This window comes from Stenotrophomonas panacihumi, from assembly GCF_001431645.1.
GTDB lineage: Bacteria > Pseudomonadota > Gammaproteobacteria > Xanthomonadales > Xanthomonadaceae > Stenotrophomonas_A > Stenotrophomonas_A panacihumi.
On record NZ_LLXU01000076.1, the window covers coordinates 120544 to 137929 of the forward strand.

Genomic DNA, 17386 nt, shown 5'->3' on the forward strand with positions numbered 1-17386 from the left:
CGCACGAGGCTCCTGTCATGACCGAGAAAAAGTTCAAAGGCGTCATCAAGCTCGACATCCGCGATTCCAAGGCGGACTGGGAGCCCTTCCTTCCCCCGAAGGCGCCGGAGGGCGCGCCGAACATCCTCATCGTGCTGTATGACGACACCGGCCAGGCCGCGTGGCAACCGTACGGCGGCGCGATCAACATGCCCACGCTGCAGAAGCTGGCCGACAACGGCCTGACCTACACGCAGTGGCATACCACCGCGCTGTGCTCGCCGACGCGCTCCTGCTTCCTGACCGGCCGCAACCACCATCTCAATGGCATGTCGGCGATTACCGAGGCCGCCAACGGGTTCCCCGGCTGGAGCGGGCGGGTGCCGCCGGAATGCATGTCGATCGGCCAGGTGTTGCAGGACACCGGCTACAGCACGTTCTGGATCGGCAAGGACCACAACGTGCCCGAGCAGGACATCTGTTCGGGCGGCCCGAAGTCGGAATGGCCGCTGCAGAAGGGCTTCGACCGCTACTACGGCTTCCTGGGCGGCGAAACCAACCAGTGGTACCCGGATCTCACCCAGGACAACCTGTTCATCGACCAGCCGTACGGCCCCGAGGACGGCTACCACCTGTCGCGCGACCTGACCGACCAGGCGCTGCAGATGATCCGTGACCAGAAGGCTTCCAATCCTTCCAAGCCGTGGTTCATGTGGTTCTGCCCGGGCGCCAACCACGCCCCGCACCACGCGCCCAAGGAATACATCGACAAGTACAAGGGCAAGTTCGACGACGGCTACGACGCCTATCGCAAGTGGGTGGTGCCGCGCATGATCGAGAAGGGCCTGCTTCCCAAGGGCACCGCCGTGCCGGACTTCAACCCGATGCCCGAAGACCAGGCCAACCCGGGCGACTACGTCAAGCCATGGGACACCTTGAGCGCCGACGAGAAGAAGCTCTTCGCGCGCATGGCCGAGGTGTATGCCGGCTTTTCCGAGTACACCGACGCGCAGGTGGGGCGGATCGTCGACTACCTGGAGAAGAGCGGGCAGCTCGACAACACGATCGTCTTCTACTGCTCGGACAACGGCGCTTCCGGCGAGGGCAGCCCGAACGGCTCGGTCAACGAGAACAAGTTCTTCAACAACTATCCGGACACGCTGGAGGAGAACCTCAAGTACCTGGACGTGCTGGGTGGCCCGGAAACCTACAACCACTACCCCACCGGCTGGGCCGCCGCGTTCTCGGCGCCCTACAAGATGTTCAAGCGCTACTCCGAGTACGCCGGTGGCACCTGCTGCCCGATGGTCATCCACTGGCCCAAGGGCATCAAGGCCAAGGGCGAGGTCCGCAACCAGTACCACCACGCGGTGGACATCGTGCCGACCATCCTCGAATCGATCGGCATTGCGATGCCCGACAGCTACCGTGGCGTGAAGCAGCATCCGCTGTCCGGCGTGTCGATGAAGTACTCGTTCGAGAAAGATGGGGCCACGCAGAAGAAGCGGCAGTACTACGCGATGCTCGGCACGCGCGGCATCTGGGACAACGGCTGGAAGGCCGCGGCGATCCACGCCCCGCTGACCAGCAAGGGCCACTTCGACAAGGACGAATGGGAGCTCTATCACGTCGACGAGGACCGCTCCGAGTCCAGGGACCTCGCCAAGGAGCACCCGGACAAGCTCAAGGCGCTCATCGACGCCTGGTTCGAGGAAGCCGAGGCCAACAACGTGCTGCCGCTGGACGATCGCACGGCGGCCGAAGTCCTCGGCACCGAACGCCCGAGCACCGAGGCGGTACGCGAACGCTACGTCTACTACCCCGGCACCTCGCCGGTGCCCGAAGGCGTGGCGGTCAACGTGCGCGGCCGCTCGTACAAGATCATCGCCGACGTGGAGATCACCGACGCCGATGCCTCCGGCGTGCTGTTCGCCCATGGCTCGCGCTTCGGTGGACACAGCCTCTTCATCAAGGACAAGAAGCTGTACTACGTCTACAACTTCCTCGGCATCAAGCCGGAGCAGAAGTTCGTCTCCAAGACCGAGCTCAAGCCGGGCAAGTATTCGCTGGGCATGGAGTTCGAGCGCTCCGGCGCGGGCGAACACGGCGAGTCGCTGGGCAAGACGAAGCTCTACGTCAACGACAAGCTCGAGGCCGAGGGCGACATGAAGACCCAGCTCGGCAAGTTCACCCTCTCCGGCGACGGCCTGTGCATCGGCCGCGACAGCGGCGATGCGGTGAGCGAGGAGTACACGACGCCCGGCGAGTTCAAGGGCGGGGAAATCCTCGGGGTGGGCGTGAGTGTCGAGAAGGCCCAGTACCTGGATCTGGAAAAACTGGCGGCGGCGGCCTTCGCGGCCGACTGAACCCGCGCGCGCGGCGGCCCCCGTGCCGCCGCGCCTTCAACGGACATCCACCATGCACGATCCCAGCCCGCCTCCACCGGCGTCCGGCTCGCTGTCCAACGACCTGGCGCGTGGCCGCACCCACATGGCCAACGAGCGCACCCACCTGGCCTACCTGCGCACCACCGTCTCGCTGATCGGCTTCGGCATCACCATCAACCGCTTCAGCATGTACCTGGTGCAGAACGACCAGGCCCCGCAGGGCGGGCGACTGATGCTGCGCGACGCCGGCAATGCCGGCATCGGCATGGTGTTGCTGGGGCTGGCGCTGCTGGTGTGGTCGATCACCCGCTACTGGCATGTCTCGCGCGACATCGAGCGCGGCGTGATGATGCCGCGCCATCGCGCCACGACGCTTTTCAGCCTCGGCCTGCTGCTGCTCGGCGGGCTGACCGCGCTATGGCTGTTCCTGGATCACTGAGGCAGCTGCTCATCGCGGGAACAGCAGCGTGGCGGTGAAGCGCAGGCCCCAGTCCGGGCCGCCATCCGGCTTCTCCAGGTAGCCGCGCACGCCGCCCTGGAAGCTCATCATCTGGCCGCCGATCTTGGTGACCTTGGAGTAGCCGATGTTCAACGGCACCGTCCACTGGTTGGCTTTCCAGTCGTAGGTCGATTCCAGGTTGAAGACCAGCGTGCGTCCGCCCGGAAAGGCGCGCGAGAGGAATGGCTGCACGAAGGTGCTGCTGATGTCGGCGCGATGGCTGCCCACCCCGCCCACGTCGCTGATGTGGTTGAGCAGCGCGCCGTAGGTCCAGGCGTGCTCCTGCTTGAGCAGCACGATCGTCGGCCCCAGGCCCCAGGTGTCCGCGCCGAGATCGTCGGTGCCGGTGGGCAGCAGGATCGCCGGGCCGATGCCCCAGATCAGCCCCGAGGCGCCCGGTTGCTTGGGCGAGAAGAAGAAGCTCTGGGTGATGTCGCCGATGCCGGCCTGGTCGGTGCCCGGCACCACGTCCTTCTGGTAGGTGACCGGCAGGATGGTGCGGGAGATGACGTTCCAGTGTTCGGAGATCGAGAACGGCGCCACCGGCTGGATGTTCAGCGTGTGCTTGTAGCCTTCCTCGCCGTAGGTCTCGTCGTAGTTGTACTGCAGCGGCACGCTGATCAGCGCCGCCACCGGGTTGGACAGCGCCTTGGCCAGCGAATCGGCATCGTGCGCGGGCGCCGCGGCCGGGGCGGCGGCGGTCGTGGCATCGGGGGCGGCCTGCTGCGCGTGCAGCGACAACGGCACCGCCAGCGACAAGCCGGCCAGCAGGCGCAATGGCAATACGTCCATGGTCTTTCTCCTCAGCGCGGGGGCAAGGCCGCCGGGGGCGTGCCCAGGCTTTCCTTGAGGTCCAGCATCGGCGTCTGCGGCACGTTGGTCATGCCGGTGCTGGGCTGGTCCAGGTCGATCACCAGCCCCACCGCCAGCGCGAACAGCAACAGCACCAGCGTGGTTTCCTTGCGCTGGCGGGCGCGCTCATAGCCGACCAGGCCAGCGGCCAGCACGGCAAACAGCAGCAGCATGCGCAGGATGCGCGACGGGATGTGCGCCTCGCGCGTGGCCAACCGCTCGGCGGCCAGGTCGATGGATTCGTTGGTGGTGGTGACGATCAGCGAGGCGCGCGGCGTATCGCGAAACCCGGCGATGCCGGCGCTCATCACCGCCCACAGCTCATTCTGCAGCGCCTCGGTGCGCGCGAACTGCGCGCGCTCCTCGTCATGGTTGCGCGCCGCGCCGAAGGCAATTCGCGCATCCACGTAGCGCTTGAGCACGTCGCGCATGCGCTCGCCATCCTGCCCTTCGAGCAGGCCGGTGCGCAGCCAGGTGGTGCCGATGGCGTTGGCCTCCTTCACCACCAGCTCGCGACGCTCGTCGTAGCGCGACAGCGCCACCGAGAACGTGAAGCCGATCAGCAGCGCCAGCAGGCCCATTACCGAGGTCATCGCGAAGGCGTCCTCGTCCTTCTCCTTGTCCGTCTCCACCGGGGCCGGTCGCCGGCGGCGGAACCAGATGCCCACCTCGCGCGCGATCAACAGCAGCGCGAAGAACAGCAGCGTGAACAGCCACAACGGCAAAAAGGGATAGCTGGAGGAGAAGCTCATGGCCACCTCGGCACCGGGGTCCCATGCAGTCTGGGCGAACGCCTCCGGGCTTCGCCACAGTATTTCTACCGTGCCGGATGCCGGTGTACTCAGCCGCCGCGGAACATCCGCACCGCCGAGAGCAGCAGCTGGAGTGCCAGGGCGACCTGCAACATGCCCAGCACCGCGCCGAGGATCTGCAGCGGCAACTGGCCGATCCAGCGCAATAGCGGGCGCACGAACAGCATCACCAGCAGGTCCAGCACCAGCACCGCGCAGGCCAGGCCGACGATCGACAGCGTGCGCGCGATGCCGCCGCTAAGCGCGATCAGCACGATCAGCGCGGCGATGCCGTAGGCCGGCAGCGTGACCGGGAACACCAGGTGGGCGATCGGCGGCGGTGAGCCCGGCACACCGGCCGCCTCCGGTGCGCGATATTGCGCGAGCACCATCTGCAGCGCCACGAGCAGGAACACCAGGCCACCGGCGAACTGCAGCACCATCGGGTGGATATGCCATTTGAGCAGGAGGTTGGCGCCGAGCAGGCTGGCCAGCAGTACGCTCGCCAGGCTGATGGCGAACACCTTCACCGCCACTCGCCGCAGCTCGGCCGCAGCCAGCCCGGAGGTGGCCGCGGCGAATGGACCGATCGACTTGATCGGCCCGATCATGATGAAGAACAGCAGGAACACCTCGCCCAGCGACAGCACGTAATGCACACCGGCGGGCACTACCGGCTCAGCCAGCGCGGGCAATGCCATCGGCGATTCCTCGGGTGAACGGTGAAGTGTTTTCCACGCGGCGGTGCCGCGTCGTCAGTATTTCTACTGGCATGCATTCACGCGTTGGACGCCCTGCACTGGCGACTTCATCAAGATGAATTTTGATGACACAGCCTTCACCTCGCCTTGCACAAGCATTCACCTGTTGGTCTTGGTGGTCTTTTCGGGGAAGCGATGATGGATCGGACTTCTGCGACTTGGCATGTCCTGCCTCGCCTGCATGCATTGGCGCTCGAACCGCGCCTGATGTTCGACGGCGCGGCCGCCGCCGCGACCGACTCGCAGCACCATGCCAATGCGAATAACGCCGGTCATCGCGAAGCCACCGATGCCCGCGCCGAGAGCGCGGTGCGCCCGGCCACGCAGGCCGATGCGATGCCGGCTTCCGCCACACCCTCGGCCACCCGCGAACTGCTCGTCATCGACAGCCGCCTGCAAGGCGCCGAGCTGCTCGCCGCCGCCGCAGCGCCGGATGCGCGCGTACTGATGATCCATCCCGGCGAGGATGGCCTGCAGGCGATCACCCAGGCGCTCTCGGAACTGGGCCAGGTGGACAGCATCCAGATCCTCTCGCACGGCGCGCCGGGAAGCTTCCAGCTCGGCAGCCGCAGCATCGGCGCCGACGATGCCTCGCTCGCGCAGGCCGTCGGCAGCTGGAAAGGCGCGCTCGCCGCCGACGCCGACATCCTGCTCTACGGCTGCCGCATCGGCGAAGGCGTCGAAGGACAGCGGCTCGTGCAGAACCTGGCGAACTGGACCGGCGCCGACGTCGCTGCCTCCGACGACGACACCGGCGCGGCCACGGCCGGTGGCGACTGGACGCTGGAAACGCACGCGGGCACGATCGAGCACGCATTGGCCATCGACGCCGGCGTGCTTTCCCACTATGCGTCATTGCTGGCCGACGCGGCGCCGACGGTCACGCTGGCCGGCGGCGGCGACGTGCTGATCGGCGACCAGTTCACCTTCACCGCCACCTTCACCAACCCCTCCTCGCAGGAAGGCTACGCGCCGTATATCGACCTGTTCCTGCCGGCCACCGGCCGCGATGGCGACGACGGCGCCACGTTCGTTTCGGCCACCTACCTGGGCCAGGCAGTCAACGCCTACGTGGTCACCTTCGACGCCAATGGCCAGGCCACGCATCCGCTGCAGCGCGATGCCACCGGCCAGGCGGTGGTCATCAATGCCGCCACCTACGGCATGCGCGCCGGCGACCAGCTCGTCGTGCTGCAGCTGCCCTACGCTTCCGTCGGCGCCGACCAGCCGGCCATCGCCGTGCAGATCACCGCGCACGTCAGCAACCTGGCCGACACCGCGGCCAGCAACGGCTCGCCGGACCTGGGCATCGTGGCCCGTGGCGGCTTCCAGTACGGCAACGACTCGCTCAACAACCCCACCAACGACCCCTCCCTCGTGCAGGTCGGCACCAGCGGGATCCAGGTGCATCCCACCGTCATCACGCTTGCCCAGACGGTGGACGCGCCGGAAGGCAAGACCGCCACCGGCGAGAACTACGGGCGCGAACTCACCGTGACCGCCACCCCGGCGCCGGGCCAGACGATCACGAACCTGGTGCTGGAGCAGGACCTGCCGCCGGAGATCCTCGTCACCGGCATCACCCCGCCGGCCGGCGGCGAAGTCACCCAACTGGTGCTGGCCGATGGCCGCGTGGTCACCGGCCCGTCGGAAATCCGCATCCTGCTGGCGGCCGGCGCGTACGTGGCGCACTACACCGTGGAGGTGCCGAGCCTGTCGGCGCCGGCCAGCGTGGTGGTGGATTTCTACGTGCCGCAGCCCGACGCCAGCGGCAATGCCATCCTCGACCCGAACACCGGCGCGCCGGTGACCATCGACATCGCCGCGGCCACCGCCGGCGCCGAGTGGGTGCCGCTGGATCCGCGCGACGTCGGCCCCGACGGCACCATCGATCTCTCCGGCACCGGGCAACCCACAAGCTTCGTGGCCGAATCCATCGCGCTGTACAAGCAGGCCCAGTACAGCTCCGACGTCGGCTACCCGGGCCCGACCCCCGGCGATGCGTTCAACTACACGCTCACGCTCAACCTGTCCGATTACTACCTGTTCGGCATCAGCCAGATCGGCCAGGGCAACTTCGTCATCCTCGATGCCGTGGGCGACGGCCAGGTACTGGCCGGCACGCCGACGATGCGCGTCTCGCTCAATGGCGTGGACTACACCATCGCGCTGGTCACCCTCACCACCAATAATCCCGATGGCTCGACCTCGGTGACCTTCGACGTGGGCCTGTCGCTGCGCAACCTGTTCGGCAATCCCGGCCAGCTCGGCGGCGACATCCAGGACGACGGCATCCTGCAAGGCGCCACCGTGGTGATCATCAACTACACCACGATCATCGCCCAGGCCTACACCACGCCCTACCCGCAGAGCGAGATCAACGAAGGCGACACCATCGGCAACGACGCCACCCTGCAGGCCTCGGTGCTGCTGGACCGCATCAACACCTCCGGCTATGTGGCCACCGACCACGACGCGGTCAGCGGCAGCGTACCGGTGAGCCATGTGGACATGGCGGTGGTGGCGGTGAACGGCGGCACCGTGCCGGCCAACGGCGAGCTGCGCCCCGGCGATACCGTCACCTTCCGCCTGGGCTACGACCTGGTCACCGGCGACTACGAAAACCTCGTGCTCACCGGCTACCTGCCGTTGCCGCTGTTCAACGTCTCGGGCATCAGCTGGGCACAGGGCAATGGCAGCGGCGAGTGGAATTTCGGCGCCGGCAACAGCAACGGCGACCCGACGGTGAGCGTGCGCAGCGGCGCCGGCAACTCGGTGATCTTCGATTTCGGCAACTGGGCGGTCAACGCGACCAGCGGCAGCCGCATCGAACTGGTGTTCACGCTCACCGTCGGCGACCAACCCTTCGCCGACCTGCGCCAACTCACGGTGCTCGCGACCTCCGACCAGACCACCACCATCGACCAGACCCACCTGCAGTCCGCGGCGGCGGCCACGATCCAGTCCATCGCCGAGCCCTCGCTGCTGGTCTACCACGGCGTTGTGTCCAGCACGCAAGGCACCATCACCGGCACGCTGGGCAGCTGGAACGCACCGGGCAGCACCGGCGCGCCGTTCAGCGGCAGCGTCACCGACCCGCTCGCGGTCAACGGCGACATCCGCGGCATCGATGCCGGCGACCGCCTGCGCCTGGCCACCGCGCTGGAGAACATCGGCGGCGGCAGCGCGTATGACGTCAGCACCGACATCACCTTGCCGGCCGGCGTGCAGTTCGTCGGCGGCAGCCTGGCCAGCGCCAACCTGCTGGTGTATCGCGGCGACGGCACGCAGATGGTGCTGGGCGTGGATTTCACGGTGAACGGCAACACCATCGAGTTCATCGACCACGGCGGCACCGGCGCGCTCGCCGCCGGCCGTCCTGGCTCGGCGGCCGACGCCAGCGGCGCCAACCTGGTGGTGGTGACCTACGATGTCGTCGTCTCGGACATCGTCGCCGCCTCGGCCACGATGCAGAGCGCGGCCACCCTCACCCGCTATGCCAGCGTGGAAGGCGGCGCGAACTTCACCCAGGGCAACACCGAGCACGCCCTGCAGCAGGTGGCCGCGCCGACCATCGTGGTCAACTACGCGGGCGGCTCGCTGGACAACGGCGACTCCACCGCCGCGCACACGCAGGGCAACGCGCTGGCGATCGGCGAAGCGATGACCTACGACATCGTGGTGACCCTGCCCGAGGGCAGCACGCAGTCGCTGCGCATCCAGGACCTCATTCCCGACGGCTTGCGCCTGGACATGAGCTTCGGCAACGGCGCCGGCTACCAGTTGATCACCCTGGCCAGTGGCAGCGGCGCGCTGGCGGCGGATTTCAACGGCACGCTGGTGGTGTTCGCCGCCAACGGCATCGGCGGCACCATCGGCGACAACGGCGTGGACGGGCAGCTGGTCTTCAGCCGCGCGGACACCGGCGCGGACAACATCGCCAACAACAACAGCTTCGTGATCCGCGTGCGGCTGGTGGCCGACAACAACACCGGCAACCAGGACGGCCGCAACCTGGTCAATTCCGCCCAGCTGACCTACAGCGACCCGGACGGCGACACGCCCAACGGCACCGTGGCGCTGGACCGCACGGTGGACCGCAGCGGTGGCACGCCGAACGTGATCGTGCGCGAACCCACGCTCGTCATCACCCAGGTCACCGACCAGCTGCCGCCGCTGGGCGTGGACGAGGCGGTGCCGGTCACCTTCCAGATCACCATCCGCAACAACGGGGTCAGCAGCGACTACAACGCCTTCGACCTCGGCTTCAGCGACACCCTGCCCACGCAGATGGATGGCTACAGCATCCTCGGCGTGACCTTCTCGGGCGGGGCCAGCGCCAGCAGCGGCACGCCCTTCATCATCGAGAACGGCGTGCTGCGCATCGCCAACGGGGTGAAGATCGACGTGCCGGCCGGCGGCAGCATCATCATCCGCGTCAACGGCACGGTGAACGACACCGCCGCCGGCTTGCCGAGCTTCCCCAACACCGCCACGGTGAGCTGGAGCAGCCTGGATGGCGCGGTGGCCGGCGAACGCACCGGCGTGGATGGCCTGCTCAACAGCGGCGTGCTCAACGATTACCGCGCCGCCGCCACCATCAACGTGCCGGTGCTGCAGGGCATGTACATCTCGCGCGTGGGCGGCATGACGGACACCGCGCCGGCCGATCCCACCTACGGCGACTACGAGGACGTCGCGATCGGCGAGGTGGTGCGCTACCGCGTGGTCGGCGCCTTCGCGCAGGGCGTCACCGGCAGCATCGAGCTGCGCATCACCCTGGCGCCCGGGCTGGGCGTGGTCAACGACGGCACCCTGCGCATCGGCCTGATCGCCAACGGCAACGGGCTGTCCTCCGACCTCAACCTGGTCACCGGCGGCGCGCTGTACATCACCGGCAACGAGGACAGCGACCAGGCGCAGCCGCTGCAGGCGGACCTCGGGGGCGCACAGCTCACCGGCATCCTGGACATGTCCCGCGTCAGCTTCACCACCGACGGCAACGGCAACACCGTGCTGGTGATCAGCCTCGGAACGGTGACCAATGCGGATCTCGATGCGGACTTCGAGCTGTTCGCCATCGAATTCAACGCGCGCGTGCTCAACGTGGCCGCCAATACCGCGGGCGCCGCGCTGGCGGTATCGGCCAAAGAATACTCGGCCGGTACACAGGTCAGCCTGAGCGGCACGGTGTACGAGCGGATCAACGAGCCAGCCTTCTCCAACCTGGACAAGCGCGTCTACGACTTCAACCCGGCGCTGACAGCCACCACCGGCCGCGCCTCGGTGGACATCGGCTTCCTGCAGAGCGGCAACCAGCCGGCCTACGACGTCGTGCTCACCGACGCCTTCCCCGGCGGCAGCAACTACACCTTCACCGGCCTGACCATCGACGGGGTGACCTACGCGCCGGGCAACCTGCCCGCCGGCGTCAGCGTCGATACCAGCAACGGCGTGACCGTGCGCTTCGACCAGCTCGATCCGGGCACGCGGGTGTCGGTGCGCTATGACGTCACCGTGCCCAACCAGGGCGCGGTAGCCAACAGCAACGCCACCCTCACCTGGACCAGCCTGCCGGACGACTTCACCAGCTGGGGCGGCTCCCCCGTGGGCGGCGCCGGCACCAGCAGCGGCGAGCGTACCGGCAGCGGTGGCTCGCCCAACACCTACATCCTGACCGAAGGGGCGGGCCTGGGCGTCATCAGCGGCACGTTGTGGAACGACACCTTCTCGGCGACCGGCAGTGCCGTCCCCGATGGTCCCGGCCTGGCCAACCAGGAGGTCACCCTCTACTGGGCTGGCGTGGACAACGTGCTGGGCACCGTGGACGACAAGGCCTTCATCGCCACCACCGACGCCAATGGCCGCTTCCAGTTCGGCGTGCTGCCTTCCGGGGTCTACCGCGTGGATGCGCCCACCATCCCGCTGGTGTATCCGCAGCCGGTGGGCGAGCTGCATATCCGCATCGATTCGGACACGTCCACTCCGATCGGCCAGGTTGCCATCACCCTGGGCGAAGGCGCCACCGGCCAGGCCAATGCCGGTTACGTCCACCAGAACGTGGCGCCGGTGAACCAGGTGCCGGGGCGGCAGACCGGGCTGGAGGATGTGCTGCTTGCCCTGCCCGGCATCAGCGTCAGCGACATCGATGCCGGCAGCGGCAGCCTGGACGTGCTGCTCACCGTCGCCCACGGCACGCTTTCGCTTTCCGGCACGCCGGGCGGCGTCACCGTCACCGGCAGCGGTACCGCCAGCCTGCGCCTGACCGGCAGCATCACCGACCTCAACGCCGCGCTGGCAATGCTGCAGTACCTCGGCAACCAGGACTACAACGGCAACGACACCCTCACCATCACCACCAGTGACCAGGGCAACTTCGGCGACGCCGACGCCAATGGCACGCCCGGCCAGCCGAGCGACGCGCTGATCGACGTGGACACCGTGGCGATCGTGCTGGATCCGGTGAATGACGCGCCGATTGGCGTGGACGACGTGTTCGTCGCGGTGGAAGCCGGCGGCGACGGCAACACCACGCCGGGCGTGGATCCGGCCGGCGACATGCTGGCCAACGACATCGACGTGGACATCGCCACCAACGGCGACAGCCTGAGCGTGACCCAGCTGCGCAACCAGAACACCGGCAACACCGCCGGCCCGCTGCCCGGCAATGCGCGCACCGCGCTGGTGGGCCAGTACGGCACGCTGTACTTCTACGGCGACGGCGCGTTCGAGTACGTCGTGGACAACACCAACGCCGACGTGGAAGCGCTGCGTACCAGCAGCCAGCGGTTGTTCGAAACGTTCCTCTACGACGCGGTGGATACCGGCGGCCTGGGCACCTCGGCGGTGTTGACGATCGCCATCCACGGCGCCAACGACGCCCCCGTCGGCGTCAACGACCGTGGCGATGCGGTGGAGAAAGGCGGCGTGACCAACGGCAGCGGCGGCAGCGACGCCACCGGCAACGTGCTCGACAACGATACCGACGTGGACAGCGTGTTCAACGGCGAGACCCGGGCGGCCGCCTACGTGCGCCTGGGCGTGGAAACCGGCAGCGGCGCGTTCACCGCGATCGCCGCCGGCACCAACTCGACCAACGGTGCCGTCATCAATGGCATCTACGGCACCTTGACGCTGGGCGCCGACGGCAGCTACCGCTACGTCGTCAATGACAACGACGCCGTCGTGCAGGCGCTGATGGCCGGCCAGGAACTGATCGAGCACTTCACCTATGCGGTACGCGACACGGACGGCCTGCTCGACCTCGCCCAGCTCGACATCCATGTCGCCGGCGCCAATGACAACCCGGTGGCGAGCGACGACGTGGCCGACGCGCAGGCCGGCTCCACCGACGACGACACCCAGGAAAGCAACCCGAGCGGCAACGTGATCCTGCAGGTTTCGCGCCCGGGCGATCCGCTCGACGATGGCCACGACTACGACGTCGATGGCGGCGACCAGCCCAATACCCTGCTGCGCGTCATCGGCGCCGGCCAGGGCGGCGACGTGGCGGGGTTGCTGATCGACGTGGACCAGGCCAGCGGCGTGGAAACCACCATTGTCGGCCTGTACGGCACGCTGTATATCTCCGCCGATGGCTCCGCGCGCTACAACGTCAACAGCAACAACCCCGACGTGCTCGCCCTCTCCGCCGGACAGACGCTGCAGGACGTGTTCACCTACGAGATCACCGACACCGCCGGCCTGACCGACCGCGCCAACATCACCATCACCGTGCACGGGGCCGACGACCCGCCGGTGGCGCAGGACGTGATCGACGTGGCGCAGGAGGCCGGCGGCGTCGCCAATGGCACGCCCGGCGAGAACCCCACCGGCGACGCGCTGCTCAACAGCTTCGACCCGGATGGCGACCCGATCTTCGTGGTGGACATCCGTACCGGCCTGGACCCGGCCGGCGGCACGCAAGGCATCGTCGGCCAGCGCCTGCGCGGCGAATACGGCTGGCTGACGATCCAGGACAACGGCGACTACCTCTACGAGGTCGACAACGACGACCCGCGCGTGGAAGCGCTGCGCACGCCGGCCAGCAACCTGCAGGACGTGTTCACCTTCACCATCGGCGATGGCACCAGCCGCTTCGACTCGGCCACCATCCGCATCGTCATCCAGGGCCAGAACGACAACCCGGTCGCCAACCCCGACACCGCCGACGCCACCGAGGCCGGCGGCATCAACAACACCACCGCTGGCGTGGACCCCACCGGCAACGTGCTGCTCAACGACACCGACGTGGATGCCAACGACATCCGCAATGTCATCGGCGTCAGCACGAGTGGTGGCACCGCCGGCACCGTGGGCGCGGCGCTCACCGGCACTTACGGCAGCCTGGTGCTCAACGCCGACGGGCAGTACGTCTACCGCGTGGACAACACGCTCGCCGCGGTACAGGCGCTGCGTACCTACGCGGACACCCTGACCGAGACCTTCAACTACGAAATCACCGACCGCAACGGCGCGCGCAGCACCGCGACGTTGGCGATTACCGTGCACGGCCAGAACGACTTCCCCGTGCTCGTCGCCGACACCGCCACCGCGGTGGAAGCGGGCGGCGTCGCCAACGGCACGCCTGGCACCGACCCGGCCGGCAACGTGCTGGCCAACGACACCGACGTGGATGCCGGTGACACGCTGGTGGTGCGCGGCGTGCAGTTCGGCAGCACCCAGGTGCTGGCCGGGCAGTCGCTGGCGGGCAGCTACGGCACGCTCACCGTCAATGCGGACGGCAGCTACACCTACGTCGTGGATAACAACAATGCCACCGTGCAGGCGCTGCGTACCAGCGCCAACACGCTGGTGGAGGTGTTCACCTACCAGGCCTCCGACCTCGCCGGCGCTACCCGCAACACGACCCTCACCATCACGATCCAGGGCGCCAACGACAACCCGGTGGCGAACGACGACCTGGCGTTCGCCGTCGAGAAGGGCGGCGTCAACAATGGCGACAACGGCGTCGCCCCCGGTGGCAACCTGCTCACCAACGACCGCGATGTCGACGCCAACGACACCCGCACGCTGGACGGCATCCGCACCGGCAACGAGGCCGCGGGCGGCGCTTTCACCGCCGTGGGCGGCAGCGTGGTGGTCAGCGGCACCTACGGCGACCTCACGGTGAACCCGGATGGCACCTACACCTACGTGCTGCGCGATGGCGATGCCAACGTGCAGGCGCTGCTGCCGGGCCAGGTGGTCACCGAGCAGTTCACCTATCGCATCCATGACCTGGCCGGCGCGCAGGACGCCGCCACGCTGACCATCACCATCCTCGGCGCCAACGACGCCCCGACCGCCAGCAGCTTCCAGGAAACCGCCGTGGAAGCCGGCGGCGTGGACAACGCCAGCCCCGGGCTGGATCCGGCCGGCAGCCTGCTCGCCCACCTCGGCGACGTCGACGACGGCGCCGCCGCGCTGGTGGTCACCGCCTTCGGCAACGGCGCCGTGGATGGCACCGTCGGCCAGCGCCTGCAGGGCCTGTATGGCGAGCTGCTGCTCAACGCCGACGGCACCTACCAGTATTTCGTCGACAACGACAACCCGGACGTGGAAGCCCTGCGCACCAACGGCGACCGCTTGTTCGACGGCTTCACCTACACCGTCACCGACCCGCATGGCGCCAGCGCCAGCGCGGTGATCCTGGTGGTCATCCACGGCCAGAACGACACGCCCGTGGCCAGCGACGACTTCGCCGACGCCTTCGAAGCCGGCGGCGACGACAACCGCACGCCGGGCGTGAATCCCACCGGCAACGTGTTGCTCAACGACAGCGATGTCGATGCCCCCGGCTATGGCGAAACGGCGACCGTCACCGCCGTGCGCACGGGCGCCGAAAGCGGCAGCGGCACCGCCGGCACCGTGGGCGTGGAGCTGCGTGGTCTCTATGGCTGGCTGACCCTCAACGCCGACGGCAGCGCCCGCTACCGCCTGGACAACGACATGGCCGCCGTGCAGGCCCTGCGCGGGCCGGCTGACACGCTCGAGGAATTCTTCACCTACACGCATGCCGATGCCTCCGGCGCCACCGACGAGGCGACGATCACCGTGGTCATCCACGGCGCCAACGACGCCCCGGTGCCGGACGACGATGCCGCCACCGCGGTGGAAGCCGGCGGCGTGGACAACGCCACGCCGGGCGTGGACCCCACCGGCAACGTGCTCGACAACGACACCGACGTGGACGGCCCGCAGTACGGCGAACAGTTGTCGGTGGTGTCCTATCGCAGTGGCGTGGCCACCACGCTGGCCGGCAACGTGCTGGCCGGCCGCTACGGCCAGCTGGTCATCAACGCCGACGGCACGTTTCGCTACAGCGTGGACAACCTCAACGCCGCCGTGCAGGCCTTGCGCGGCCCCGGCGACCAGCTCAGCGAAAGCTTCGTCTACCAGATGCGCGATGCCGCCGGGCTGGTGCGTTCGGCCACGCTGGTGGTCACCATCGAAGGCCGCAACGACACCCCGAAAGACGCCGACGACGCGCTCGTGGCGGTGGAAGCCGGCGGCGACGCCAACGCCACCCCGGGCGTGGATCCCTCGGCGAACGTGTTCGACAACGACGTCGACGTGGACGGCCCGCAGTACGGCGAGACCGCCACCGTCACCGCGGTGCGCACCGGCGCGGAAAACGAGGCCGGCACGGCGGGCAGCGTGGGCATGGAGCTGCGCGGCCTGTACGGCTGGCTGACGATCAACGCCGACGGCAGCACGCACTACCGGCTCGACAACGACATGGCCGAGGTGCAGGCACTGCGTGGCCCCGACGACACCCTGCTCGACCGCTTCACCTACACCCACGCCGATACCGACGGCGCCACCGACCAGGCCACGATCACCGTGCTGATCCGCGGCGCCAACGACGCGCCGGTGCCGCTGGACGATGCCGCCACCGCGATCGAGGCCGGCGGCGTGGCCAACACCACGCCGGGCGTGGACCCTGCCGGCAACGTGCTCGACAACGACAGCGACCCGGACGGCGCGCAGTACGGCGAGCAGTTGCAGGTGGTGGGCTATCAAGGCGCCGGCGGCAGCGTGGCCACCGGCGGCACGCTGGCCGGGTTGTATGGCCAGCTGGTGATCGACGCCGACGGCCACTACCGCTACGTCGTGGACAACGGCAATCCACTGGTGGAAGCACTGCGCACGCCGGACCAGCAACTGGTCGAACGCTTCACCTACCAGGTGCGCGATGCCGGCGGGCTGGTGCGCAGCGCCACGCTCACCCTCACCCTCCAGGGCGCCAACGACAACCCGGTGGCGCGCGACGACCAGGACGTGGCCATCGACCAGCTGCCCGCGCCGCAGGCCACCGGCAACGTGCTGCCCAACGACAGCGACGTGGACGGCGGCGATGCGCTCAGCGTGATCGCGGTGCGCCCCGGCGCGGATGGCGCCGATGTCGCCGCCGGCCAGGCGCTTGCCGGCCGCTACGGCACGTTGGTGCTGCAGGCCGATGGCAGCTACCGCTACGACATCGACATGAACAACCCGGAGGTACTCGCCGCCGCCGGCCTGGGCCGCGTGCTCAGCGATGCCTTCACCTACACCATTACCGATCTGGCCGGCGCCACCAGCCAGGCGGTGCTGACGATCCAGCTCGACATCGCCGCGCCGTACATCCCGCCGGGCGGCAACGAGGACTACTTTTCGCGCTACGACGAAGCGCGCCCGTCCATCGGCACGCTGCCCGACGTGCAGCCGGCGGTGTTCGTCGGGCCAACGGTGGAACGACTGGCGCTGGAGCGCTCGCTGGCCGGCGACATCGACCCGGCCAGCGGCTGGCGCATCGACCCGGAACGCTACCGCGCCAGCAGCAGTATTGCCGCGGGCCTGGGCGGCGTGGGCGGGCAGTTCGTCGCCCGCGCGGTGGCCGAGAGCCGCGTGGCCAGTGCGATCGACCTGGCGCGTTTCAACGAACGCGAAGGACGCGCCAGCCTCTCCGCCGATGGCCTGCTGCCCACGCCCGGCCTGCAGGCGCTGACCCCGCATGGCCTGCTGCATGGCGATTTCGCGCCGCGCACTTCCGAACCGGCCGCTCGTGGCTTCTCGCGCCAGTTGCGCGGGGCCGCCGACGAGCGCCGCCTGCCCACGCCCTGAGACCCCGCTTCC

Annotated in this window: 6 protein-coding genes; 3 read left to right on the plus strand and 3 right to left on the minus strand. The window is 68.4% G+C overall.

The features are described 5' to 3' along the window. Positions 1–17 precede the first annotated feature (17 nt). Both ARC20_RS09520 and ARC20_RS09525 read left to right on the plus strand, forming a co-directional pair. Positions 18–2345, plus strand: coding sequence for an arylsulfatase (locus ARC20_RS09520; protein WP_057646535.1), 2328 nt, complete (start codon positions 18–20; stop codon positions 2343–2345). A 52-nt stretch (positions 2346–2397) separates the two neighbouring features. Continuing rightward, positions 2398–2805, plus strand: a complete 408-nt coding sequence (locus ARC20_RS09525; protein ID WP_057646536.1) for a YidH family protein — start codon at positions 2398–2400, stop codon at positions 2803–2805. A gap of 9 nt (positions 2806–2814) precedes the next feature. On the opposite strand, the gene ARC20_RS09530 is transcribed toward ARC20_RS09525, so the two are convergent. The 3 genes from ARC20_RS09530 to ARC20_RS09540 form a co-directional block, all read right to left on the minus strand. After that, entirely contained in the window at positions 2815–3657 is an 843-nt protein-coding gene (locus ARC20_RS09530; protein ID WP_057646537.1) for a hypothetical protein, read from the minus strand. A gap of 11 nt (positions 3658–3668) precedes the next feature. After that, positions 3669–4469, minus strand: a complete 801-nt coding sequence (locus tag ARC20_RS09535; RefSeq protein ID WP_057646538.1) for a bestrophin-like domain — start codon at positions 4467–4469, stop codon at positions 3669–3671. An 89-nt stretch (positions 4470–4558) separates the two neighbouring features. After that, positions 4559–5209, minus strand: coding sequence for a MarC family protein (locus tag ARC20_RS09540; protein ID WP_057646539.1), 651 nt, complete (start codon positions 5207–5209; stop codon positions 4559–4561). A gap of 198 nt (positions 5210–5407) precedes the next feature. On the opposite strand from ARC20_RS09540, the gene ARC20_RS09545 reads away from it, so the two are divergent. Beyond that, positions 5408–17374 (plus strand): VCBS domain-containing protein, encoded by an 11967-nt coding sequence (locus ARC20_RS09545; protein ID WP_161809484.1) that lies wholly within the window; start codon positions 5408–5410, stop codon positions 17372–17374. The last annotated feature ends 12 nt before the right edge of the window (positions 17375–17386 follow it).